Source organism: Lysobacter sp. F6437 (assembly GCF_052547215.1).
Genome location: NZ_JBQWRB010000003.1, coordinates 165177 through 187570, shown reverse-complemented (window position 1 = coordinate 187570; position 22394 = coordinate 165177). Strand labels below are relative to the sequence as shown.

22 protein-coding genes are annotated in these 22394 nt (G+C 67.4%); 8 read left to right on the top strand and 14 right to left on the bottom strand.

Annotation, left to right across the window (positions count from 1 at the left end; translation table 11 throughout):
- Positions 1-9: 9 nt before the first annotated feature.
- Positions 10-1839: a glutamine--fructose-6-phosphate transaminase (isomerizing) gene (gene glmS / locus ACT9F5_RS11070; RefSeq protein ID WP_445120004.1), complete on the bottom strand. Its 1830-nt coding sequence runs from the start codon at positions 1837-1839 to the stop codon at positions 10-12.
- 184 nt (positions 1840-2023) lie between these two features.
- Here glmS and ACT9F5_RS11065 point away from each other — a divergent pair, with 184 nt between their 5' ends.
- From ACT9F5_RS11065 to ACT9F5_RS11035, 7 genes are all read left to right on the top strand, one after another.
- The gene (locus ACT9F5_RS11065) at positions 2024-3304 is read left to right on the top strand and encodes an efflux RND transporter periplasmic adaptor subunit (RefSeq protein ID WP_445120003.1); all 1281 of its coding nucleotides are present in this window, start codon (positions 2024-2026) and stop codon (positions 3302-3304) included.
- Between the two features lie 2 nt (positions 3305-3306).
- Positions 3307-3522, top strand: coding sequence for a hypothetical protein (locus ACT9F5_RS11060; RefSeq protein ID WP_445120002.1), 216 nt, complete (start codon positions 3307-3309; stop codon positions 3520-3522).
- 69 nt (positions 3523-3591) lie between these two features.
- Positions 3592-4302, top strand: coding sequence for an ATP-binding cassette domain-containing protein (locus ACT9F5_RS11055; protein WP_445120001.1), 711 nt, complete (start codon positions 3592-3594; stop codon positions 4300-4302).
- Positions 4303-4413: 111 nt separating this feature from the next.
- On the top strand, positions 4414-5730 hold the full coding sequence (locus tag ACT9F5_RS11050) for an ABC transporter permease (RefSeq protein WP_445120000.1): 1317 nt from the start codon (positions 4414-4416) through the stop codon (positions 5728-5730).
- A gap of 8 nt (positions 5731-5738) precedes the next feature.
- Positions 5739-6968, top strand: coding sequence for an FtsX-like permease family protein (locus tag ACT9F5_RS11045; RefSeq protein ID WP_445119999.1), 1230 nt, complete (start codon positions 5739-5741; stop codon positions 6966-6968).
- 25 nt (positions 6969-6993) lie between these two features.
- Positions 6994-8337: a sigma 54-interacting transcriptional regulator gene (locus tag ACT9F5_RS11040; RefSeq protein WP_445119998.1), complete on the top strand. Its 1344-nt coding sequence runs from the start codon at positions 6994-6996 to the stop codon at positions 8335-8337.
- A 7-nt stretch (positions 8338-8344) separates the two neighbouring features.
- Positions 8345-9679 (top strand): ATP-binding protein, encoded by a 1335-nt coding sequence (locus ACT9F5_RS11035; protein ID WP_445119997.1) that lies wholly within the window; start codon positions 8345-8347, stop codon positions 9677-9679.
- A gap of 50 nt (positions 9680-9729) precedes the next feature.
- On the opposite strand, the gene ACT9F5_RS11030 is transcribed toward ACT9F5_RS11035, so the two are convergent.
- Positions 9730-9861 (bottom strand): hypothetical protein, encoded by a 132-nt coding sequence (locus ACT9F5_RS11030; protein WP_445119996.1) that lies wholly within the window; start codon positions 9859-9861, stop codon positions 9730-9732.
- Complete coding sequence (gene glmU, locus ACT9F5_RS11025; protein WP_445119995.1) at positions 9858-11222, bottom strand: bifunctional UDP-N-acetylglucosamine diphosphorylase/glucosamine-1-phosphate N-acetyltransferase GlmU; 1365 nt, start codon at positions 11220-11222, stop codon at positions 9858-9860. The genes ACT9F5_RS11030 and glmU overlap by 4 nt, the downstream gene beginning before the upstream one ends.
- A gap of 115 nt (positions 11223-11337) precedes the next feature.
- Here glmU and ACT9F5_RS11020 point away from each other — a divergent pair, with 115 nt between their 5' ends.
- Positions 11338-11721: a GtrA family protein gene (locus ACT9F5_RS11020; RefSeq protein WP_445119994.1), complete on the top strand. Its 384-nt coding sequence runs from the start codon at positions 11338-11340 to the stop codon at positions 11719-11721.
- 183 nt (positions 11722-11904) lie between these two features.
- On the opposite strand, the gene ACT9F5_RS11015 is transcribed toward ACT9F5_RS11020, so the two are convergent.
- The 11 genes from ACT9F5_RS11015 to ACT9F5_RS10965 form a co-directional block, all read right to left on the bottom strand.
- Positions 11905-12330, bottom strand: coding sequence for a F0F1 ATP synthase subunit epsilon (locus tag ACT9F5_RS11015; protein WP_445119993.1), 426 nt, complete (start codon positions 12328-12330; stop codon positions 11905-11907).
- A 24-nt stretch (positions 12331-12354) separates the two neighbouring features.
- Positions 12355-13758: a F0F1 ATP synthase subunit beta gene (gene atpD / locus ACT9F5_RS11010; RefSeq protein WP_445119992.1), complete on the bottom strand. Its 1404-nt coding sequence runs from the start codon at positions 13756-13758 to the stop codon at positions 12355-12357.
- A gap of 68 nt (positions 13759-13826) precedes the next feature.
- Positions 13827-14690 carry a F0F1 ATP synthase subunit gamma gene (gene atpG / locus ACT9F5_RS11005; RefSeq protein ID WP_445119991.1) on the bottom strand — a complete coding sequence of 288 codons (864 nt, stop codon included), beginning with the start codon at positions 14688-14690 and terminating at the stop codon, positions 13827-13829.
- Positions 14691-14700: 10 nt separating this feature from the next.
- Positions 14701-16248, bottom strand: a complete 1548-nt coding sequence (gene atpA / locus ACT9F5_RS11000) for a F0F1 ATP synthase subunit alpha (protein WP_445119990.1) — start codon at positions 16246-16248, stop codon at positions 14701-14703.
- A gap of 71 nt (positions 16249-16319) precedes the next feature.
- On the bottom strand, positions 16320-16847 hold the full coding sequence (locus ACT9F5_RS10995) for a F0F1 ATP synthase subunit delta (protein WP_445119989.1): 528 nt from the start codon (positions 16845-16847) through the stop codon (positions 16320-16322).
- 31 nt (positions 16848-16878) lie between these two features.
- Entirely contained in the window at positions 16879-17349 is a 471-nt protein-coding gene (locus ACT9F5_RS10990) for a F0F1 ATP synthase subunit B (protein WP_445119988.1), read from the bottom strand.
- A gap of 58 nt (positions 17350-17407) precedes the next feature.
- On the bottom strand, positions 17408-17683 hold the full coding sequence (gene atpE, locus ACT9F5_RS10985) for a F0F1 ATP synthase subunit C (RefSeq protein WP_445119987.1): 276 nt from the start codon (positions 17681-17683) through the stop codon (positions 17408-17410).
- Between the two features lie 92 nt (positions 17684-17775).
- Positions 17776-18645: a F0F1 ATP synthase subunit A gene (gene atpB, locus ACT9F5_RS10980; RefSeq protein WP_445119986.1), complete on the bottom strand. Its 870-nt coding sequence runs from the start codon at positions 18643-18645 to the stop codon at positions 17776-17778.
- Entirely contained in the window at positions 18635-19021 is a 387-nt protein-coding gene (locus ACT9F5_RS10975; RefSeq protein WP_445119985.1) for a hypothetical protein, read from the bottom strand. The genes atpB and ACT9F5_RS10975 overlap by 11 nt, the downstream gene beginning before the upstream one ends.
- A gap of 301 nt (positions 19022-19322) precedes the next feature.
- Entirely contained in the window at positions 19323-21227 is a 1905-nt protein-coding gene (gene lpdA, locus ACT9F5_RS10970) for a dihydrolipoyl dehydrogenase (RefSeq protein WP_445119984.1), read from the bottom strand.
- Positions 21228-21239: 12 nt separating this feature from the next.
- Positions 21240-22394, bottom strand: a complete 1155-nt coding sequence (locus ACT9F5_RS10965) for a mechanosensitive ion channel domain-containing protein (RefSeq protein WP_445119983.1) — start codon at positions 22392-22394, stop codon at positions 21240-21242.

Sequence of the window (22394 nt, the reverse complement as noted above, 5' to 3'; positions counted from 1 at the left end):
GCCCGGCTGTTACTCCACCGTCACCGACTTGGCCAGGTTGCGCGGCTTGTCGACGTCGGTACCGCGTGCCAGCGCGACGTGGTACGCCAGCAACTGCACCGGGATGGTGTGCATGATCGGGCTCAGCACGCCGACGTGGCGCGGCGCGCGGATCACGTGGACGCCTTCGGAGGCGCCGAACTCGCTGTCCTCGTCGGTGAACACGAACAGCTCGCCGCCGCGCGCGCGGACTTCCTGCATGTTCGACTTGACCTTCTCCAGCAGGCGGTCGTTGGGCGCGATCACCACCACCGGCATGTCGGCGTCGACCAGCGCCAACGGGCCGTGCTTGAGCTCGCCGGCCGGGTAGGCCTCGGCGTGGATGTAGGAGATTTCCTTGAGCTTTAGCGCGCCTTCCAGCGCGATCGGATAGTGCACGCCGCGGCCGAGGAACAATGCATGGTCGCGCGGCGCGAACTTCTCCGCCCAGGCGCTGATCTGCGGCTCCAGGTTGAGCGCGTGCTGCACGCTGCCGGGCAGGTGGCGCAGCGCGTCGAGGTGCTCGGCTTCCTGTGCGTCGTCGAGCCGGCCGTGCAGTTTCGCCAACGTCGCGGTGAGGGTGAACAACGCGACCAGCTGGGTGGTGAAGGCCTTGGTCGATGCAACGCCGATCTCGGCGCCGGCGCGGGTGTAGTAGACCAGCTTGCTGGCGCGCGGGATCGCGCTCTCGGGCACGTTGCAGATCGACAGGGTCTTGTCGTGGCCGAGCGATTTGGCGTATTTCAGCGCCTCCATCGTGTCGAGGGTTTCGCCCGACTGCGAGATGGTGACGACCAGGTGCTTCGGGTTGGCGACTGCGGTGCGGTAGCGGTACTCGCTGGCGATCTCGACCGAGCACGGCAGCCCGGTGATCGCCTCGATCCAGTAGCGCGCGGTCATGCCCGCGTAGTAGCTGGTACCACAGGCGAGGATCTGCACACCTTCGATGTCGCGCAGGACCTCGGCCGCGTCGGCTCCGAACAGTTCCGGCGCAAAGCCGGCGTTGTCGATCACCGCCTCGATGGTGTCGGCGATCGCGCGCGGCTGCTCATGGATCTCCTTCTGCATGAAGTGGCTGTACGGGCCGAGCTCCAGCGACGCCAGTGACACGTCGGACAGGTGCACCTCGCGCTCGATCGGCGCGCCGGCTTCGTCGAACACGCGTACCGACTCGCGGGTGATCTCGGCGGTATCGCCCTCTTCCAGGAAGATCACCTTGCGGGTCGCCTGGATGATCGCGGAGACGTCGCTGGCGACGAAATTCTCGCCCTCGCCAAGGCCGACCAGCAGCGGGCAGCCCATGCGTGCGGCGATCATCCGGCCCGGCTCCTTGCGGCTGACCACGGCCAGCGCGAACGCGCCGTGCAGCTCACCAACGGCGCGTTGCACCGCGGCCAGCAGGTCCAGGCCCTGAGCGAGGAAGGAATGGATCAGGTGGGCGATGACCTCGGTGTCGGTCTGCGACTCGAACTCGTAGCCCATCGCGCGCAGCCTGTCGCGCTGCGCATCGTGGTTCTCGATGATGCCGTTGTGCACCAGTGCCACGCCGTGGCTGACGTGCGGGTGCGCGTTGGCTTCGGTCACGCCGCCGTGCGTCGCCCAGCGCGTGTGGCCGATGCCGACCTGTGCCTGGAAGCCCTCGGCCTGCGCGGCGCCCTCCATCTCCGAGACGCGGCCGGTGCGGCGCACGCGGCGCACGTCCGCGCCATCGAGCACGGCGATGCCGGCCGAGTCATAGCCGCGGTATTCGAGGCGCTTGAGGCCTTCGATCAGGACGGGTACCACATCGCGATCCGCGATCGCGCCGACGATTCCACACATAGGGGGAGAAGCTCCTGCAGGTATCGGCACAGTTTAACGGGCGAAGGACGTGTCCGCCGGACACCAAGGCGTCCGCACGGACTCCGGCGGACGCCTTGATTGCATCAAATTCCATTTCCAATCAATTACTTGGGAATTGGCACGGGATATGCGTCTATCGAGGCAAGATCCACGGGAATCCCACATGAGCATCCGCGACACCTCCGGCCAGGACCAGACCATCACCCCGGCCTCCCCGTTTGCCCGCAAGCGCAGGCAATGGTTGATCGGCGGCGCGGCCGGACTGGTCCTCCTGTTGCTGGTGGGCTGGCTGGTCATCGCCTGGAGCGGTGGCAGCCGCTCGTACGACGCCTCGCGGCTGCGCATCGCCGAGGTCACCCGTGGCGACCTGGTCCGCGACATCTCCGCAGATGGCCGGATCATCGCCGCCAACAGCCCGACCCTGTACGCGATCGCCGGCGGCACCGTCACCCTCGAGGTGGTCGCCGGCGACGTGGTCAAGAAGGACCAGGCGCTGGCGGTGATCGACAGCCCGGAGCTGCGCAGCGAACTCGCACAGGAGGAGGCGACGCTGGCCAGCCTCGAGGCCGAAGCCGGCCGCGCCTCGCTGGATGCGCAGATCGCGCGCTCGGCGGCGCGGCAGAGCCTCGACAAGGCGGAGATCGACCGCCAGGCCGCCGAGCGCGACCTGCAGCGCAACAAGACCGCCTTCGAAGGCGGCGCGGTGGCGAAGATCGACGTCGCCCGCGCGCAGGACGAGCTGAAGAAGGCCGAGCTCGGCCTTGCCCACGCCCGCCGCGAGTTCACCTTGCAAGGCAAGGGCGCCGGACTCGACAGCCGCAACAAGCAGCTGCTCGCCGACCGCCAGCGCGCGGTCGTCAACGAGTTGCAGCGGCAGGTCGACGCATTGACCCTGCGCGCACCGTTCGACGGCCAGGTCGGCCAGGTGCTGGTCGACCAGCGCGCCAACGTCGCTGCAAACACACCCGTGCTCGGCGTGGTCGACCTGACCCGCTTCGAGGTCGAAATCAAGGTGCCGGAAAGCTTCGCCCGCGACCTGGCGATCGGCATGCCGGCGCAACTGTCGGGCGGGCGTGGCGAGTACGCGGCGAAGGTTTCCGCGGTGTCGCCTGAAGTGGTCAATGGCGAGGTCACCGGCCGCCTGCGCTTCACCGACAAGCAGCCGCCGGGCCTGCGCCAGAACCAGCGCATGCGCGCGCGGATCCTGCTCGACACCCGCGAAGACGTGCTGCAGGTCGAACGCGGGCCGTTCCTCGAACAGGGCGGCGGCACCCGCGCCTACGTGGTCGACGACGGCACCGCCGTACTGACCCAGATCCGCACCGGCGTCAGCAGCCTCGGCGCGGTCGAGATCCTCGAAGGCCTGCAGGTGGGCGACCGGGTGGTCGTCTCCGGCAGCGACCAGTTCGGCGATGCCCCCGAAGTCCGGATATCAGGAGACTGACCATGAACACCCGCTCGCCCTTCCCCGACCAGCTCAACTGGACCTCGCAGGACCTGGCCGACGCCGTGCCGCTGCGCCTGTCCGAGCTGTTCGCATTCGACGCCTCGCTGGCCGGCATCGTCGCCGGCGACAGCGCCAATCCGCCCGCCGCGACGCGCGCGCAGCCGGGCAGCTACCTGCCCGCGCCGCCATCGCCAACCGGCTTCCGCATCCGCTAGCAAGTACGCGGACGAGCCAGCCACGCCCCACCCACTTTTCCCGATCGAGCCACACCGCCGGAGCCCAACATGCTGCACATGCAAGCCGTCACCAAGGTCTACCGCACCGAACTGGTCGAGACGCACGCGCTGCGCTCGCTCGACCTGCACGTGCGCGAAGGCGAGTTCGTCGCCGTCACCGGCCCGTCGGGCTCGGGCAAGACCACCTTCCTCAACATCGCCGGGTTGCTGGAATCCTTCACCGGCGGCACCTACAAGCTCGATGGCGAGGATGTGTCCAGTCTGTCGGACGACGCCCGCTCGCGCCTGCGCAACCGCAAGATCGGCTTCATCTTCCAGAGCTTCAACCTGATCCCCGACCTCAACCTGTTCGACAACGTCGACGTGCCGCTGCGCTACCGCGGGATGTCGGCGTCCGACCGCAAGCAACGCATCGAGGAGTCGCTGGCGCGTGTCGGGCTGGGTTCGCGCATGAAGCACTACCCGGCCGAGCTGTCCGGCGGCCAGCAACAGCGCGCCGCGATCGCCCGCGCGCTGGCCGGCAGCCCGCGCCTGCTGCTGGCCGACGAACCGACCGGCAACCTCGACTCGCAGATGGCCCGCGGCGTTCTGGAGATGCTCGAACAGATCAACGCCGAGGGCACCACCATCGTGATGGTTACCCACGACCCCGAGCTGGCCGCGCGCGCGCAGCGCAACGTGCACATCGTCGACGGCATGGCGACCGACGTGACCGCGGAACCCGGCCTGCGTCGTGCACCGCTCCACGCATCCGCCTGACTTTTTGTAGGAGCGGCTTCAGCCGCGATCGGAAAATCGTTCGCCTGCGCCGACTCCTGATCGCGGCTGAAGCCGCTCCTACAAAGACACCGACCACCGAAGGATCGTCCCATGTTCACTTACTACTTCGACCTCGCGCTGCGCAGCTTCCGGCGCAACAAGGTGCTGACCGCGCTGATGGTGCTGGCGATCGCACTCGGCATCGGCGCCAGCATGACCACGCTGACGGTGTTCCACGTGCTGTCGGGCGATCCGCTGCCGGGCAAGAGCCACACCGTGTTCTACCCGCAGATCGAACCGCGCTCGATGGGCGGTTACGTCGCGGGCGAGGAACCGTCGGAACAATGGACCCGCTTCGATGCCGAGGCGTTGCTGCGCGATGCGAAGGGGGACCGCCAGGCGATGATGTCCGGCGGCGCGGTGGCGGTCGAACCGCAAGCCGAGGGACTGGCGCCGTTCTATGCCGACGCACGCTACACATCGGCCGACTTCTTCCCGATGTTCGAGCTGCCGTTCGCCCACGGCAAGGGCTGGGGGGCCGCCGAGGACGACGCCAGTGCGCGCGTCGCGGTGATCTCCGCGCCGCTCAACGAGAAGCTGTTCGGCGGTGGCGACAGCGTCGGCAAGACCATCCAGCTCGACCAGCAGACGTTCCAGGTGATCGGCGTGCTGGACGAATGGCGGCCGACCCCGCGCTTCTACGACCTCACCAACACCCGCTATGGCGAAGTCGAACAGGTGTTCCTGCCGTTCTCGACCTCGCGCGCGCTGGAGCTGGGCACCAGCGGCAGCATGAACTGCTGGGACGCCGCCGGCGATTCCGCCAACGACGGCGACAACTACTCGATCAACGCGCCATGCGCCTGGATCCAGTACTGGGTCGAGCTGGACACCCCGGAGAAGGTCGAGGCGTACCGGCGCTACCTGGTGAACTATTCCGACCAGCAGCGCGCCGCGGGCCGGTTCGAGCGCCCGACCAGCGTGCGCCTGCACGACGTGATGGGCTGGCTCGACGAGAACGGCGCCGTGCCCGGCGACGTACGCCTGCAGGTGTGGCTGGCGATGGGCTTCCTGCTGGTCTGCCTGGTCAATACCGTCGGCCTGCTGCTGGCCAAGTTCCTGCGCCGCTCCACCGAGATCGGCGTGCGTCGCGCGCTGGGGGCATCGCGCCGCGCGATCTTCGCGCAGTGCCTGGTCGAGGCCGGGACGATTGGCCTTGCCGGCGGCGTGCTCGGCCTCGGGTTCGCGCTGCTCGGCCTGTGGGGCGTGCGCCAGCAACCGACCGGGTATGCGGAACTCGCCCAACTGGACGCCGGCATGCTGCTGCTCACGTTCGTCATCGCGGTGGTCGCGAGCCTGCTGGCCGGCATGTTGCCGGCATGGCGCGCCTGCCAGATCACCCCCGCCATCCAGCTCAAGAGCCAGTGAGGCACGTCATGGCCGATATCCGTCCCATCCTGTCGACCCTGCGTCGCCACAAGACCGCCGCCGCGCTGATCGTGCTGGAGGTCGCGCTGAGCTGCGCGATCATCTGCAACGCGGTATTCCTGATCAACGACCGCCTGCAGCGCATGGACCGGCCGAGCGGGCTGGCCGAGTCCGAGATCGTCCGGGTGCAACTGGCCGGCATCGGCCGTGGCGACAACGCCGAGGCGCTCAGCCGCGAGGATGTCGCGACATTGAGCGCGATCCCCGGGGTCAAGTCGGTGGCTCTGACCAACCAGCTGCCGTTCGGCAATTCGTCGTGGAACAGCTCGGTCAACCTGGCTGCGGAACAGCAGATCCCCAACCTCAACGCGGCGACCTACCTGGGCGACGAGTTGTTGCTGGAGACGCTGGGCCTGCGTCTGGTGGCAGGGCGCGACTTCACCCCGGACGAGTACGTCGACTGGAGCGTGTTCAGCGAACCGGGATCGACGGTCCAGCCGCACTCGATAATCATCACCCGCGCGATGGCCGAACGGCTGTACCCCGGCGAGGAGCCGGTCGGCAAGCAGCTCTACACCTGGGGCGAGGAGCCCTACCGGGTGGTCGGCGTGGTCGAGCACCTGGTCCGGCCCAATGAGCAGGGCGGCCGGTCGGAGGTCCAGCTGTCGATGATCCTGCCGATCCGGGTGCCGTTCACCATCGGCAGCAACTACATCCTGCGCACCGACCCGGACCGGCGCGAGGACGTGCTCAAGGCCGCGGTGGCGACACTCGACAAGGTCAACCCGAACCGGATCCTGATGGAGCACGAGACCATGCAGCAGACCCGCGCCGACTACTTCGCGCAGGACCGCTCGATGGCCTGGTTGCTGGTTTCGGTGATCGTCGGCCTGCTGGTGGTGACCGCGCTGGGCATCGTCGGCCTGGCCAGCTTCTGGGTGCAGCAGCGGACCAAGCAGATCGGCGTGCGACGCGCGCTCGGCGCGACCCGCGGCCAGATCCTGCGCTACTTCCAGACCGAGAACTTCCTGCTGGCCACGGTCGGCATCGTGATCGGGATGGCGCTGGCGTATGGCATCAACCTGATGCTGATGGACCGCTACGAGCTGGCGCGGTTGCCGGCGATCTACCTGCCGGTCGGTGCGATCGCGCTGTGGCTGCTGGGACAGGTCGCGGTGTTCGGCCCGGCCAGGCGCGCGGCCGCGGTGCCGCCGGCGGTGGCGACCCGCAGCGTCTGACCGCGGCCTCCAGTACGCTTGCCCGATGCCGACCGTCCTGATCATCGATGACAACCCCTCCGTCGCCATGGCGCTGGAGGTGCTGTTTTCGCTGCACGACATCGACACCTGCGCGGCAGGCAGTCCGGAGGAAGGCTTGGCCGTGCTCGAGCGCACGACTGTCGACCTGGTGGTACAGGACATGAACTTCCGCGCCGACACCACGTCGGGCGAGGAAGGCCTGGCGCTGTTCGGCGAAATCCGCGCGCGCCATCCGGACCTGCCGGTAATCCTGCTGACCGCCTGGACGCACCTGGAATCGGCGGTCGACCTGGTCAAGGCCGGCGCCGCCGATTACCTGGCCAAGCCGTGGGACGACCGCAAGCTGCTGGCGACGGTCAACAACCTGCTGGAACTGTCCGAGGCGCGGCGCGAGCTGCAGCGCCACCGCCAGGGTGAGCGCCGGCGCCGCGATGCGCTGGAACGCGAGTACGACCTGCGTGGCCTGGTATACGCCGACGCCGCGAGCGAACGCGTGTTGTCGCTAGCCTGCCAGGTCGCGCGCTCGGACCTGCCGGTGCTGATCACCGGCCCCAACGGCACCGGCAAGGAGAAGTTCGCCGAGATCGTGCATGCCAACTCGGCGGTGCGCGATGGCCCGTTCGTCGCGCTCAACTGCGGCGCGCTGCCGGGTGACCTGATCGAGGCCGAATTGTTCGGCGCCGAAGCCGGCGCCTACACCGGCGCCAACCGCGCGCGCGAGGGCAAGTTCGAGGCGGCCGACGGCGGCACCCTGTTCCTCGACGAGATCGGCACCCTGCCGCCGGCCGGCCAGGTCAAGTTGTTGCGAGTGCTGGAAACCGGACGCTTCGAGCGCCTCGGCGGCAACCGCGAGCGCACGGTCAAGGTCCGCATCGTCAGCGCGACCAACGCCGACCTGGCTGCGCTGATCGCCGACGGCCGCTTCCGCGAAGACCTGTACTACCGGCTCAACGCGATCGAGCTGAAGCTGCCTCCACTGGCCGAGCGGCCCGACGACATCCTGCCGCTGGCGCGCCATTTCCTGCCGCGCGGCAAACTGCTCGACGCGGGTGCCGAGCGCGCGTTGCTCGGTCACGCCTGGCCCGGCAACGTGCGCGAGTTGCGCAACGTGTTGCAGCGCGCCGCGTTGCTGGCACGTGGCGACCGCATCCTCGCCGCCGACCTCGGCTTGCCGGCCCGACCCGCGGGAACGGTCGCATCCGCGAATTCCGATGAGCCCGACCGGTCCGACATCGAAGCCGCGCTGGAGCGCAACGGCGGCGTGCTGGCCCAGGCCGCCGCCGAGCTGGGGCTGTCACGACAGGCGCTGTACCGCCGGCTCGACCGGCTCGGCATCAAGCGCGACTGAGCCCACGATGCGCTGGTTCCGCCGACTGCCGCTGAGCCTGGTCTTCACCGCGCTGGCGCTGTTGCACGTCGCGGGCGTCGCCGCGCTGGCGCTGTGGATCGCGCCGTGGCTGGCGCAGCCGTGGATGGCGTGGGCGATCGCGATCGCGCTCGATGTTCCGTTGCTCGCCTACCACGTGCGTCGTGCATTCGCGCCGATGAACTCGTTGTTCCGCACCCTTGCTGGCACCGTTGCCAGCTATCGCGATGGCGACTACGGCTTCAGCCTGTCCCCGATCGGCCACGGCGAACTGGGCGAGCTGGTCGGCGCCCACAACCGCCTCGGCGACACATTGCGGGAACAACGCCAGGCCCTGGTCCAGCGCGAACTGCTGCTCGACACGATGGTGCAGAACACGCCGGTGGCGATGTTGCTGGTGGATCCTTCGCGACGGGTCGTGCATGCCAACCTGGCCGCGCGCAAGCTGCTGGGCGAGGGCCGCAAGCTGGAGGGACAATCGTTCGAGGCGCTGGTGGCCCGCGCGCCCGACGCCCTGCGCGAGGCGCTGGAACGCGGCGGCGACGGCATGTTCACCGTCGGCGACGACAACGACCTCGACAACAGCGGCGAGGAAATCTACCACCTCGCCCGCCGCCAGTTCCGGCTCAACGGTCGCCACCACGAACTGGTGCTGCTGCGGGTGCTGACCGCCGAGTTGCGTCGACAGGAAGTGCAGACCTGGAAGAAGGTGATCCGGGTGATCAGCCACGAGCTCAACAATTCGCTGGCACCGATCGCTTCGCTGGCGCACTCCGGCGCCGAGCTGCTGCGGCGGGGCCAGTACGAGCGCCTGCCGGTCGCGTTGACCACGATCGAGGAGCGCGCCCGTCACCTCGAGGGCTTCATCCGCGACTACGCGCGCTTCGCCAAGCTGCCGGCGCCACGACGCGAATCCGTTGCATGGGGGCGCTTCGTCGCGCAACTGCGGACCCAGGTCGAGTTCGCCTGCGACGACAAGCACGTCCTCGAGCACGACTTTGCCCGCTTCGATGCCGCGCAGATGGAGCAGGGACTGCTGAACCTGCTCAAGAACGCCCACGAATCCGGCTCCGGACCCGGCGAGGTGCGGTTGTCGTTGCGTCGGACCCACGACGCCTGGCGGATCGACGTGCTCGACCGCGGCAGTGGCATGAACGAGGCGGTGCTGGCCAACGCGCTGTTGCCGTTCTATTCGACCAAGCGCCACGGCACCGGTCTCGGGCTCGCACTTGCCCGGGAAATCGCCGAAGCCCACGGCGGCCGGATCGCCCTGCTCAATCGCGAGAGCGGCGGCCTGTGCGTTTCGCTGGTGCTGCCGGATTGACGCGCAGTTGCCGACTGGCGATTTGATCCGGGCCTTTCGTAGGAGCGGCTTCAGCCGCGATCGGAAACCGGTCGCCCGTCCTGCTCCAGATCGCGGCTGAAGCCGCTCCTACAAGGGCACCGGTCCGCAAGGCCGCCGACGAAGGTGGCAAACGACGCTGCCATCGCGGCCTTCTGCATCATTTCTTCTTCGGTCGCTGCCAGCCTTCGATCACCGACTGGCGCGAGCGCGCCACCGTCAGCTTGCCGGCCGGGGCTTCGCGGGTGACCACCGACCCCGCCGCGACCGTCGCGCCCTCGCCCACCGTTACCGGCGCCACCAGCGAACTGTTGGAGCCGATGAAGGCGCCATCCTCGATCGTCGTGCGCGACTTGTTCACGCCGTCGTAGTTGCAGGTGATCGTGCCGGCGCCGATGTTGACGCCGCTGCCAATCACCGCGTCACCGAGGTACGTCAGGTGGTTGGCCTTGCTGGACACGCCCATCCGGGTGTTCTTGGTCTCGACGAAGTTGCCGACGTGGGCGCCGTCGGCCAGCACCGTGCCCGGTCGCAGCCGCGCGAACGGGCCGATCGTGCCGGCACCCTCGACCACCGCGCCATCGAGGTCGCAATGCGCGCGAACCTCGGTGCCGGGGCCCAGCCGGACGTTGCGCAGGCGGCAGAACGGGCCGATGCGTACGCCGTCGGCGAGCTCGACCGTACCCTCCAGCACCACGTCGACATCGATCTCGACATCGTGCCCGACCGTCACCTCGCCGCGCACATCGATCCGTGCCGGGTCGGCCAGGCGCGCACCGGCTACGCAAAGCGCCCGTGCGGCACGCAGTTGATATGCCCGCTCCAGCTGCGCGAGCTGCCACGGGTCGTTGGCACCCTCGACCTCGACCGGATCGTGCACGTGGACCATCTCGGCCGCGCTGAACTCGGCGGAGGCGGCGGCAAAAACATCGGTCAGGTAGTACTCGGCCTGGGCGTTGTCGTTGCCGAGGTGCTCCAGCCAGCGCCGCAACGGCTCGCCGTCGGCAATCAGGATGCCGGTATTGACGGTATTGATCTCGCGCTCCTCGTCGCTGGCGTCCTTCTGCTCGACGATGCGCGCGACATTGCCCTCGGCGTCACGCAGCACCCGGCCGTAGCCACTGGGATCTTTCAGGTCGGCGACCAGCACCGCGATCCGGCCCGGCGCCTGCAGCAGGGGTCGCAGGGTTCCAGCGGTGATCAATGGCACGTCGCCATACAGCACCAGCACCCGGGCGCCCGACGGCACGCCCGGCATCGCCTGCAGCAGCGCATGGCCGGTGCCGAGCCGCTCGACCTGCTCCGCCCAGTGCAGGTCGGGCTGGTCGGCGAATGCGTCGCGTACGCGCTCGCCGCCGTGGCCGTAGACCACGTGGATGCCTGCCGGCCGCAACTCACGCGCGGTGGCGATTGCATGACCCAGCATCGGTCGGCCGGCGATCTTCTGCAGCACCTTCGGTAGCGCCGATTTCATGCGCTTGCCTTCGCCCGCGGCGAGGATGACGACGTGCAGTGGTGCGGTCATGCGGACTCCGTTACTGAAACTGTTTGCGCCAATTCTAGCCGGCGTCCGCCTGCTAGGATGCGCCGGTGCCGAATCCACGATCGAACCCCAACCCCCAGCGCGCGAACCGCACCGCATGAGCCTGTCGCGCCAGGGTCGCCACTACCTGCTGATCGGCGGCATCCAATGGCTGCTGGACTGGGCGGTGATGGTCGCACTCAGTCATTGGGGCATGCCGGTCGAGCCGGCCAACGTCGCCGGCCGGGTCAGCGGCGCGATGCTGGGCTTCTGGTTGAACGGCCGCATCACCTTCGCCGGCGACGACACCACGGTGGGCCGACGGCAATTCCTGCGCTTCGTGCTGATGTGGCTGCTGACCACCGCGATCAGCACCTGGTCGATCGGCGCGATCGACGATGCGATCGGCCTGAAATGGGCGTGGCTGGCCAAGCCCGGGGTCGAGATCGTGCTGGGCGGACTCGGGTTCCTGTTGTCTCGGCATTGGGTGTATCGCCGCTGACGGCACCGCGCGAACTGGCGCCCATGTAGGAGCGGCTTCAGCCGCGATGGGGAGTCGGCGCGCGCAGACGGTTTGGATCGCGGCCAAAGCCGCTCCTACCAAGCCCGGACACTCCCGGCATCAAAAACTAGAACGCCGGCACTGGGCCGGCGTTCGCGTGATCGGACGGTACTTGTCCGGTCGTCAGTGCTTCATGTTCTTGCGCATGCGCTCAAGCGCCTGCAACTGCGCCATGACCTCGGCCAGTTGGGCCTGGGCCTCGGCGACCTCCATCTGCTCGCCGCGGTTGGCGAGGATGCGCTCGGCCTCCTCCTTGGCGGCGCGTACCGCGGCCTCGTCGATGTCCTGGGCGCGGATCGCGCTGTCGGCCAGCACCGTCACCACCTGCGGCTGCACCTCGAGGATGCCGCCGGACACGGCGAAGTCGAGCTGCTCGCCATCGGGCAGGGTCACCACCACCTTGCCCGGCTTCAGGCGGGTGATCAGCGGCGCATGCCGGGGCGAGATGCCGAGCTCACCGAGCTCGCCGGTCGCGACCAGCAGCACGGCGTCGCCGTGGTAGATCTCTTCCTCGGCGCTGACGATGTCGCAGCGGAACGTGCTTGTCATGACTGATCCCTTGCAGGCGGCGACTTAGCCGACGCCCATCTTCTTGGCTTTCTCGACCGCTTCCTCGATGCTGCCGACCATGTAGAACGCCTGCTCCGGCAGGTGGTCGTACTCGCCATCGACGATCCCCTTGAAGCCGCGGATGGTGTCCTTCAGCGACACGTACTTGCCCGGCGAGCCGGTGAACACTTCGGCGACGTGGAACGGCTGGCTGAAGAAACGCTCGATCTTGCGCGCGCGCGACACGGCTTGCTTGTCTTCTTCCGACAGCTCGTCCATGCCGAGGATCGCGATGATGTCCTTCAGTTCCTTGTACTTCTGCAGGGTCATCTGCACGCGGCGCGCGGTGTCGTAGTGCTCGTTGCCGATCACGTTCGGGTCCATCATGCGCGAGGTGGAGTCGAGCGGGTCGACCGCCGGGTAGATGCCCAGCGAGGCGATGCTGCGCGACAGCGCGACGGTGGAGTCGAGGTGGGCGAAGGTGGTCGCCGGCGACGGGTCGGTGTAGTCATCCGCGGGCACGTAGACCGCCTGGATCGAGGTGATCGAGCCGGTCTTGGTCGAGGTGATGCGCTCCTGCAGCACGCCCATTTCCTCGGCCAGGGTCGGCTGGTAGCCCACCGCCGACGGCATGCGGCCCAGCAGCGCCGAAACCTCGGTGCCGGCCAGGGTGTAGCGGTAGATGTTGTCGACGAAGAACAGCACGTCGCGGCCCTTGCCGGACTCGTCCTTCTCGTCGCGGAAGTACTCGGCCATGGTCAGGCCGGTCAGGGCGACGCGCAGGCGGTTGCCCGGCGGCTCGTTCATCTGGCCGTAGACCATCGCCACCTTGTCGAGGACGTTGGAGTCCTTCATCTCGTGGTAGAAGTCGTTGCCCTCGCGGGTACGCTCACCGACGCCGGCGAACACCGACAGGCCTTCGTGCGCCTTGGCGATGTTGTTGATCAGCTCCATCATGTTGACGGTCTTGCCGACGCCGGCGCCGCCGAACAGGCCGACCTTGCCACCCTTGGCGAACGGGCACATCAGGTCGATGACCTTGATGCCGGTTTCCAGCAGCTCGTTGGCCGCGGCCTGCTCTTCGTAGCTCGGCGCGTCGCGGTGGATTTCCCACTCAGCGGAGGCGTCGACATTGCCGGCCTCGTCGATCGGGCGACCAAGCACGTCCATGATCCGGCCCAGGGTGCCCTTGCCGACCGGCACCGAGATGCCCTTGCCGGTGTTGGTGGCAATCAGGTTCCGCTTGAGGCCGTCGGTGGAACCGAGCGCGATCGTGCGCACGACGCCGTCGCCCAGCTGCTGCTGGACTTCCAGCGTGATCTCGGTGTTCTCGACCTTCAGCGCGTTGTACACGCGCGGCACGCTTTCACGCGGGAACTCGACGTCGACGACGGCACCGATGATCTGAACGATCTTGCCCTGGCTCATGATGTTTCCTCGTAGCTCTCAATTGCTGCTTTGCAGGACGCACGTCGCGACCCGCAGGGGATGGGTGGTCAGACCGCCGCGGCGCCGCCGACGATTTCCGAGATTTCCTGGGTGATCGCCGCCTGCCGGGCCTTGTTGTAGACCAGCTGCAGGGTGTCGATCAGCTTGTTGGCGTTGTCGGAGGCGGCCTTCATCGCGACCATGCGCGCGGCATGCTCGGAGGCGACGTTCTCCAGTACGGCCTGGTACACCAGCGACTCGACGTAGCGTGTCAGCACGTGCTCCAGCACCGCTTCGGCGTCGGGCTCGTACAGGTAGTCCCAGTCGTGCCGGGACGGCAGCGCTTCCTGCGCCGGCAGCGGCAGTAACTGGTCGAACGAGGCCCGCTGGGTCATCGTGTTGACGAAGCCATTGTAGGCCAGGAACACGCGGTCGATGCTGCCGTCGCCATACCCGTCGAGCATGACCTTGATCACTCCGACCAACTGCTCGAGGTGCGGCTGGTCGCCCAGGTGGGTGACCGACGCCAGCATGTTGACCTTGATCCGGCGGAAGAACACCGAGGCCTTCTGGCCGATGGTGACCACGTCGACCTCGACGCCCTGCTCGTTCCAGTTGCGGATCTCGCCCAGCAGCTTTCGGAACAGGTTGTTGTTGAGGCCGCCGGCCAGGCCGCGGTCGGACGAGATGATCAGGTAACCGACCCGCTTCGGATCGGCCCGCTCGACCAGGTACGGATGCTGGTACTCGGAGTTGGCCTGGGCCAGGTGACCGATCACCTGCTTCATCGCGCGGGCGTACGGGCGCGAGGTCTTCATCCGATCCTGCGCCTTGCGGATCTTCGAGGCCGAGACCATCTCGAGCGCGCGCGTCACCTTGCGGGTGTTCTGCACGCTCTTGATCTTGGTTTTGATTTCACGTCCGCCTGCCATCTGACTTTCCTTACCAGGTGCCGGTCTTGACGAATTCTTCGATGCCCTGCTTGAACTGGGCCTCGATCTCGTCGTTCCAGTTGCCGCTGTCGTTGATCTTCTGGACCAGCTCGCCGTAGCTGTTGGTGAAGTGGGCGTGCAGGCCTTCCTCGAACGCCATGATCTTGTTGACCGCGACGTCGTCGATGTAGCCCTCGTTGACGGCGTAGATCGACAGCGCCTGCATCGCGATCGACATCGGCGCGTACTGCTTCTGCTTCATCAGCTCGGTGACGCGCTGGCCGCGCTCGAGCTGCTTGCGGGTGGCTTCGTCCAGGTCCGAGGCGAACTGCGCGAACGCGGCCAGCTCACGGTACTGGGCGAGCGCGATGCGGATGCCGCCCGACAGCTTCTTGATGATCTTGGTCTGGGCCGAACCACCGACGCGCGACACCGAGATGCCGGCGTTCACGGCCGGGCGGATGCCGGCGTTGAACAGGTCGGTCTCGAGGAAGATCTGGCCGTCGGTGATCGAGATCACGTTGGTCGGCACGAACGCGGAGACGTCGCCGGCCTGGGTCTCGATGATCGGCAGCGCCGTCAGCGAACCGGTCTTGCCCTTGACCGCGCCGTCGGTGAACTTCTCGACGTAGTCCTCGGACACGCGCGCGGCGCGCTCGAGCAGGCGGCTGTGCAGGTAGAACACGTCGCCCGGATAGGCTTCGCGGCCCGGCGGGCGCTTCAGCAGCAGCGAGATCTGGCGGTACGCCACGGCCTGCTTGGACAGGTCGTCGTACACGATCAGCGCGTCCTGGCCGCGATCCATGAAGAACTCGCCCATGGTGCAGCCCGAGTAGGCGCTGATGTACTGCATCGCGGGCGACTCGGAAGCGGTCGCGGCAACGACGATGGTGTGCGCCAGGGCACCGTTCTCTTCCAGCTTGCGCACGATGTTGGCGACGGTCGAGGCCTTCTGGCCGATCGCCACGTACACGCACTTGATGCCGGTGCCCTTCTGGTTGATCACCGCATCGATCGCCATCGCGGTCTTGCCGGTCTGGCGGTCACCGATGACCAGCTCGCGCTGGCCGCGGCCGATCGGGATCATCGCGTCGACCGACTTGTAGCCGGTCTGCACCGGCTGGTCGACCGACTTGCGCCAGATCACGCCGGGCGCCACGCGCTCGACCGGTGCGGTGACGCTGGTGTCGATCGGCCCCTTGCCGTCGATCGGCTCGCCCAGCGCGTTGACCACGCGGCCGAGCAGGTGTTCGCCGACCGGCACTTCGAGGATGCGGCCGGTGGTCTTGGCGACGTCGCCCTCGACCAGGTGCTCGTACTCGCCCAGCACCACGGCGCCGACCGAGTCGCGCTCCAGGTTCAGGGCCAGCGCGAACGTGTTGTTCGGCAGCTCGATCATCTCGCCCTGCATCACGTCGGCCAGGCCGTGGATGCGCACGATGCCGTCGGACACGGACGTCACGGAGCCTTCGTTGCGCGCCTCGGCGGTCAGCTTGACCTTCTCGATGCGGGTCTTGATCAGTTCGCTGATTTCGGACGGGTTGAGCTGGGTTTGCATGGGAGTTTCCCTTGTGCCCGGCGCGGGCGCCGGTATGTGCGGAATGCCTGGAATGTTGTTTGGATGGCCGGTCAGTTCGCCAGCGCCGCCTGCAGGCGCGCCAGCTTGCTTCTCAGCGAGCCGTCGATGACCACGTCGTCGGCGTCGATCACCGCGCCGCCGATCAGCGATGCATCGACCGCCGTATCGATCTCGACCTCGCGGCCGAAGCGCTGCTTCAACGCCACGCGGATCGACTCGAGCTCGGACGCCGGCAGTTCACTGGCGGAGGTGACCGTGGCCTTGACCACCTTGTCGGCCTCGGCGCGCAGCTGCTCGAACAGCCCGGTGATCTCCGGCAACAGCGGCAGGCGCCGGTTGTCGGCGAGCAGGCCGAGGAAGCGGGTGAACGCCTCGTCGGCACCGTCGATCGCCAGCAGGCCGACCGCGTCCGCCTCCAACAACTGCGGGTGGCCCAGCAAGGCATGCGCCTGCGGGTCCGCGGCCACGTGGCTGGCGAAGGTCAGCGCCTGCGACCACGCCGGGGTCGCATTCGCCTCGCGCGCCAGCGCGAAGGCGGCGCGCGCATAGGGCCGGGCGAGGGTCAGGTTCTGGCTCATCGCAGGGTCATCCGGTTGTGGGCGCGTGCGTTCAAAGCTGGGCCGCGAGCTCTTCGAGCAATGCCTTGTGGGCGTTGGCATCGATCTCGCGCTTGAGCAGGGCCTCGGCACCGCTCACGGCGAGCGTGGAGACCTGCTTGCGCAGTTCCTCGCGCGCACGGTTGCTCGACGCCAGGATCTCGGCATCGGCCAGCGCCTTCTGGCGGGTCGCCTCGACAGCGGCATCGGTCTTGGCCTGGTCGACGATCGCATTGGCGCGCTGGTGCGCCTGTTCGATGATCTCGTTGGCCTTGAGCCGCGCTTCCTTGAGGGCCTCGTTGGCCTTTTCCTGCGCGTTGGCGAGGTCGATCTGGCTGCGATCGGCCGCGGCCAGGCCTTCAGCGATCTTCTGCTGACGCTCTTCGATGGCGGCCATGATGTGTGGCCAACCGAATTTCATCACCATCCAGGCGACGGCAAAGAATGCCAGGCCCTGGATTACCAGCGTGATATTGGGAAGCATGACGTTCTCCTGGCACCGGCGGCACGGGCCGCCGGCGATTACCAAACCGCGTGTCTGATCAGGCGCCGAGCATGCCGAAGAACGGGTTGGCGAAGACCAGCAGCAGCGCGATCGCGACGCCGATCATCGGCACGGCGTCGAGCAGGCCGGCGACGATGAACATCTTGGTCTGCAGCATCGGGGTCAGTTCCGGCTGGCGGGCCGAACCCTCGAGGAACTTGCCACCGAGGATGGCGAAGCCGATGCCGGTGCCGAGGGCGCCGAGACCGATCAGGAGGCTGACGGCGATGACGGTGAACTTCATCACTTCGGCGAGGAGGGCTGCATTTTCCATGGTGTACTCCGTACTTGACGCGTTGAACTGAAGGTGGATGGAGGTAAAGCGGGATTACGAAAGCGGGTGGATCTGGAAACTGGATCGATGGACTAGTGCTTCTCGGTCGCCATGCTCAGGTAGACGATCGTCAGCATCATGAAGATGAAGGCCTGCAGCGTGATGATCAGGATGTGGAACGCGGTCCAGGCGAAGTCGGCGATGAACTGCACCGGCGCCATTGCCCAGGTCACGCCCGACGACAGCGCGCCGCCCAGGGTCATGACCGCGATCAGGATGAAGATCAGCTCGCCGGCATACATGTTGCCGAACAGTCGCAGGCTCAACGAGATCGGCCGGACCGATTCCTCGATCACGCGCAGCAGCAGGTTGACCGGCGCCAGCGCGATCTTCATCGGGGTGCTGTCAGCGTGGAACGGTGCGGTGAACGCCTCCTTGACGAACAGCCCGAAACCCTTGTGCTTGATGCCGAATACCTGGATCACCAGGAACACGCCCAGGGCCAGGCCGAGGGTGGTGTTGAGGTCGGCGGTCGGGACCGCACGCAGGTAGGCATGGGCCGGATCGTGGCCGGCCAACTCGTAGCCATTGGCCCACAGCCACGGCAGCAGGTCGATCGGCAGCAGGTCGATGAAGTTCATCAGGAACACGAGCACGAAGATCGTCAGCGACAACGGCCCGATGAACTTGCTGTGCGCGTGGAAGGTATCGCGCACCAGGCTGTCGACGATGCCGACCAGCATCTCGACGAACATCTGGAACTTGCCCGGCACGCCCGGCGTGGCCTTGCGCGCGGCACGGATGAAGAAGAACAGGAACAGGGCCGACAAGAGCACCGTGAAGAACACGGTGTCGAGGTTGATCGTCCAGAAATCGCCTTCGGCGAAGTTCCACTGCAGGAAGTGCAGATGGTGCTGGATGTATTCGGTCGAGCCGCCGCCAGAGGGTGTTTCAACGTTCACGCTTAGCCCTGCTTCCGAAGTTCAGTCCAATGAGGTAGGCCAACAAGCCGGCCACGACCCCCGCCAGCGTCGGGAGCGGCGGTAAACCCCACGTCCCGAGCGCAACTGCCAATCCACCTATCACCAGCACCCATTTCCCGATCGTGCCGAGAACCAGCCGCGCGAATGCCGCGCGGGCTGTCTGGATGCCGCCGCCCAGCGCCATGATGGCTGCCAGGGCGTTACCCAACACCATTGCCGCGCCACCCGCAGCCGCCCCCAGCGCCGGCCGGGGTCCCTGCATGACAAAGGCCAGCGCTACCAGGCCGGCGACGATGGCCGAAATGGCCACAGCGCGGAGCGCGGAGCGTCGGCCCAGGGCGACAGGGTCGTGCATGCAAGGTCCATCTGCGGATGGCGGGCACCTACAGGCGCCCGGTTGAGCCGCCGAATTATAGAGGTGTTGCGGGGCCGCGGCAACCGCCAGAGGCCGTGTGTTGCAGTAGTCGTGGCGTCGGCCCGGCCGCTGGAATCACGGTGGCGAATGAACGGGCGTCGCGAGTGCGGAACCTTTCCCGCCGGGACTGGTCAATCACAGGGAACGGCCCGCCGCCACTCTCTCTCCTCGTCGATGGCATGGCAGCGGCGGGCTCCAGGAGCCCCGGCCCCCAGGCCGGGGCTCCGTCCTGTGCGGAGCCCTATTTCTTCTTCGGGATATACAGGTCGGTGATGGTGCCGTCGTAAACCTCGGCCGCCATCGCCACCGATTCGCTCAGGGTCGGGTGCGGATGGATGGTGTGGCCGATGTCGCCGACCTCGCAGCCCATCTCGATCGCAAGCGCGACTTCCGAGATCAGGTCGCCCGCATGCACGCCGACGATGCCGCCGCCGATGATGCGCTGGCTGGCCTCGTCGAACAGCAACTTGGTGAAGCCTTCGGTGCGGCCGATACCGATCGCGCGACCGGAGGCCGCCCACGGGAACTTGCCGACGCCGACCTTGAGGCCCTTCTCCTTCGCCTCGTTCTCGGTGACGCCGACCCATGCGATCTCCGGGTCGGTGTAGGCGACCGACGGGATCACCCGCGCGACCCATTCCTTCTTTTCGCCAGCGGCGACTTCGGCCGCGAGCTTGCCTTCGTGGGTGGCCTTGTGCGCGAGCATCGGATTGCCGACCAGGTCGCCGATCGCGAAGATGTGCCTTGCCGTCGTGCGCATCTGCCGGTCGACCGGGATGAAGCCGCGGTCGGTGACTTCGACGCCGGCCTTGTCCGCGCCGATCCTGGCACCATTGGGCGCGCGGCCGACCGCGACCAGCACCCGGTCGTACGTCTTCGCCTCCGGCTCGCTGGCGCCCTCGAACTTGCAGGCGATGCCACCCTTCTGCGCCTTGGCCTCGACCACCTTGGTCTTGAGGTGCACCGCGACGCCCTGTTTCTTCAGGCGGTCGGCCAGCGGCTTGACCAGGTCCTTGTCGGCGCCCGGCATCAACTGGTCCATGAACTCGACCACGGTCACTTCGCTACCCAGCGCGCGGAACACCGTCGCCATCTCCAGGCCGATGATGCCGCCACCGACCACCAGCAGCTTCTTCGGAACCTCGGCCAGCTCCAGCGCGTCGGTCGAGTCCATGACCCGCTCGTCGTCCCACGGGAAGAACGGCAGCTTCACCGCCTGCGAACCTGCGGCGATGATGCACTGCTCGAACCGGATCAACTGGCTCTTGCCGCCTTCGGCCGTGATCTCCAGCTCGTTGGCCGAGATGAACGTACCGGTGCCGGTGACCACGCGCACCTTGCGCTGCTTGGCCATGCCGGCCAGGCCCTTGGTCAGTTGGCCGACGACCTTGTCCTTGTAGTCGCGCAGCTTGTCGAGGTCGATTTTGGGTTTGCCGAAATCGATGCCGAAATCCTTCGCGTGTGCAGCCTCCCCGACCACCGCGGCCGCGTGCAGCAGCGCCTTGGAGGGGATGCAGCCGACGTTGAGGCAGACGCCGCCGAGGCGGCCATGGCGTTCGACCAGCACGGTGTCGAGGCCAAGGTCGGCCGCACGGAACGCGGCGGTGTAGCCGCCGGGGCCGGCACCGAGCACCAGCATCGCGCATTCGACGTCGGCCTTGCGGCCCGAAGCGGCCGCAGGCTTCGGGGCGTTGGAAGAAGGCCGGGATGAAGGCGCCGGCGCCTCCGTCGCATCTCCACCCGTCGCGCGATGCGCGTCGCCCTCTCCCTTGGGCTGGAGAGGCGACTTCGCAGTGTCGGCTGGCTTGCCTGTAGTCGCAGCCTTCGTATCCGTTGCGGATGCGGCGGCCTTGCTCCCTTTGCCCGCGCTGTCGGTTTCGCGGGCTTCTTCTTCGCCACCCGCGTCGCCCTCGGTTTCCAGCACCGCGATCACCGCACCTTCGGCCACCTCGTCGCCAACTTTTATCCGCAACTCCTTGACCACGCCGGCGGCACTCGACGGCACCTCCATCGTCGCCTTGTCCGACTCCAGCGTGGCCAGGCCCTGGTCGACCTTGACGCTATCGCCGACCGCGACCAGCACCTCGATCACCGGCACGCCGTCGTAATCGCCGATGTCGGGGACCTTCACTTCAACCTGTGCCATGCCTGCGTCTCCTCAATGGCCGCGCGGATGCTTCGGCGCGGCGGGGCTTTCAGTGGATTCTGCGTCGCCCTCGGACTGGACCGGTCGTTCGGCGTCCTCGCGGGCGTCGTTGCCGGCCAGTTCGGCGCGCTCGTGTTCGCTCAGTTCCGGCACTGCGTCGGCGCCCGCCGTTGCCGGCGGTGCCACGCCGCGCAGCAGCGCGATCGCGTCGTCGCCGACAAGCCCGAACACGCTGCGCAGGTGCAGGTCGCGTTGCGGCAGCGGGATCTCGATGCCGTGGTGCTTGAACGCGGTGTCGAGTTCCCACAGGTAGGCGGCCTTGATCGCGGCGTTGCGCTTGGTCGCTTCCTCGGTCAGCCACACCGCCAGCAGGTACTCGACCGCGCCGTCACCGAAGTCGGCCAGCCACACCTGCGGCCGGTACCGGCCTTCCATCGACAGCGTGAATGGCACCTTCGCGGCGGCCTCCAAAGCGGCCTTCTTGACCCGCTCCTTGTCGACGCCATAGGCGACCTTGAACGGCACGCGCATGCGGCGCAGCACGTCGCGATGGGTCCAGTTGACCACCCGCCCGGTCATGAACTCCGCATTCGGCACCATGATGTCGATGTTGTCGTTGGTGGTGATGCGGGTGGCGCGGATGTTGATGTCGCGCACGGTGCCGCGTACGTCGGCATCGATCTCGATAAAGTCGCCCACCTTCAATGACTGGTCGAACAGCAGCACCAGGCCGCCGATGAAGTTGGCGAAGATCTCCCGCAGGCCGAAGCCCAGGCCGATGCCGAGCGCTCCGGCGAACACCGCGAACTCGCCGATCGGCACGCCGGCCAGGCGCAGCGCGACCATCACGCCGATCAGCAGCAACAGGTAATGGGCGACCCGCGACACCGCGTAGATCGCGGCATGGTTGACGTTCTGGCGGCGCTTCCCGTAGCGGACCAGCGCGCGCCGCAGCAGCATGGAGGCCAGCAGTGCGATCAGCACCGCGAGTACGGCCGCGACCACACCGCCAACGGTCAGCTGGAAACTCGCGAAGTTGAGCAGGCGATACTCGAGCAGCGGCTGCAGGCCCTGCCAGCCCTGGCGGGTGGCGGCATCGACCGATTCGGCGACGCGTAACCCCGCGTCCTCGACCTGTTCCGTGGGAGCTTTGACGCGCATGCGCAT

What these genes read in the sequence shown, in the direction of transcription:
- glmS (WP_445120004.1), bottom strand. Translation starts at nt 1,839, where the DNA reads ATGTGTGGAATCGTCGGCGCGATCGCGGATCGCGATGTGGTACCCGTC.
- ACT9F5_RS11065 (WP_445120003.1), top strand. Translation starts at nt 2,024, where the DNA reads ATGAGCATCCGCGACACCTCCGGCCAGGACCAGACCATCACCCCGGCC.
- ACT9F5_RS11060 (WP_445120002.1), top strand. Translation starts at nt 3,307, where the DNA reads ATGAACACCCGCTCGCCCTTCCCCGACCAGCTCAACTGGACCTCGCAG.
- ACT9F5_RS11055 (WP_445120001.1), top strand. Translation starts at nt 3,592, where the DNA reads ATGCTGCACATGCAAGCCGTCACCAAGGTCTACCGCACCGAACTGGTC.
- ACT9F5_RS11050 (WP_445120000.1), top strand. Translation starts at nt 4,414, where the DNA reads ATGTTCACTTACTACTTCGACCTCGCGCTGCGCAGCTTCCGGCGCAAC.
- ACT9F5_RS11045 (WP_445119999.1), top strand. Translation starts at nt 5,739, where the DNA reads ATGGCCGATATCCGTCCCATCCTGTCGACCCTGCGTCGCCACAAGACC.
- ACT9F5_RS11040 (WP_445119998.1), top strand. Translation starts at nt 6,994, where the DNA reads ATGCCGACCGTCCTGATCATCGATGACAACCCCTCCGTCGCCATGGCG.
- ACT9F5_RS11035 (WP_445119997.1), top strand. Translation starts at nt 8,345, where the DNA reads ATGCGCTGGTTCCGCCGACTGCCGCTGAGCCTGGTCTTCACCGCGCTG.
- ACT9F5_RS11030 (WP_445119996.1), bottom strand. Translation starts at nt 9,861, where the DNA reads ATGATGCAGAAGGCCGCGATGGCAGCGTCGTTTGCCACCTTCGTCGGC.
- glmU (WP_445119995.1), bottom strand. Translation starts at nt 11,222, where the DNA reads ATGACCGCACCACTGCACGTCGTCATCCTCGCCGCGGGCGAAGGCAAG.
- ACT9F5_RS11020 (WP_445119994.1), top strand. Translation starts at nt 11,338, where the DNA reads ATGAGCCTGTCGCGCCAGGGTCGCCACTACCTGCTGATCGGCGGCATC.
- ACT9F5_RS11015 (WP_445119993.1), bottom strand. Translation starts at nt 12,330, where the DNA reads ATGACAAGCACGTTCCGCTGCGACATCGTCAGCGCCGAGGAAGAGATC.
- atpD (WP_445119992.1), bottom strand. Translation starts at nt 13,758, where the DNA reads ATGAGCCAGGGCAAGATCGTTCAGATCATCGGTGCCGTCGTCGACGTC.
- atpG (WP_445119991.1), bottom strand. Translation starts at nt 14,690, where the DNA reads ATGGCAGGCGGACGTGAAATCAAAACCAAGATCAAGAGCGTGCAGAAC.
- atpA (WP_445119990.1), bottom strand. Translation starts at nt 16,248, where the DNA reads ATGCAAACCCAGCTCAACCCGTCCGAAATCAGCGAACTGATCAAGACC.
- ACT9F5_RS10995 (WP_445119989.1), bottom strand. Translation starts at nt 16,847, where the DNA reads ATGAGCCAGAACCTGACCCTCGCCCGGCCCTATGCGCGCGCCGCCTTC.
- ACT9F5_RS10990 (WP_445119988.1), bottom strand. Translation starts at nt 17,349, where the DNA reads ATGCTTCCCAATATCACGCTGGTAATCCAGGGCCTGGCATTCTTTGCC.
- atpE (WP_445119987.1), bottom strand. Translation starts at nt 17,683, where the DNA reads ATGGAAAATGCAGCCCTCCTCGCCGAAGTGATGAAGTTCACCGTCATC.
- ACT9F5_RS10975 (WP_445119985.1), bottom strand. Translation starts at nt 19,021, where the DNA reads ATGCACGACCCTGTCGCCCTGGGCCGACGCTCCGCGCTCCGCGCTGTG.
- lpdA (WP_445119984.1), bottom strand. Translation starts at nt 21,227, where the DNA reads ATGGCACAGGTTGAAGTGAAGGTCCCCGACATCGGCGATTACGACGGC.
- ACT9F5_RS10965 (WP_445119983.1), bottom strand. Translation starts at nt 22,394, where the DNA reads ATGCGCATGCGCGTCAAAGCTCCCACGGAACAGGTCGAGGACGCGGGG.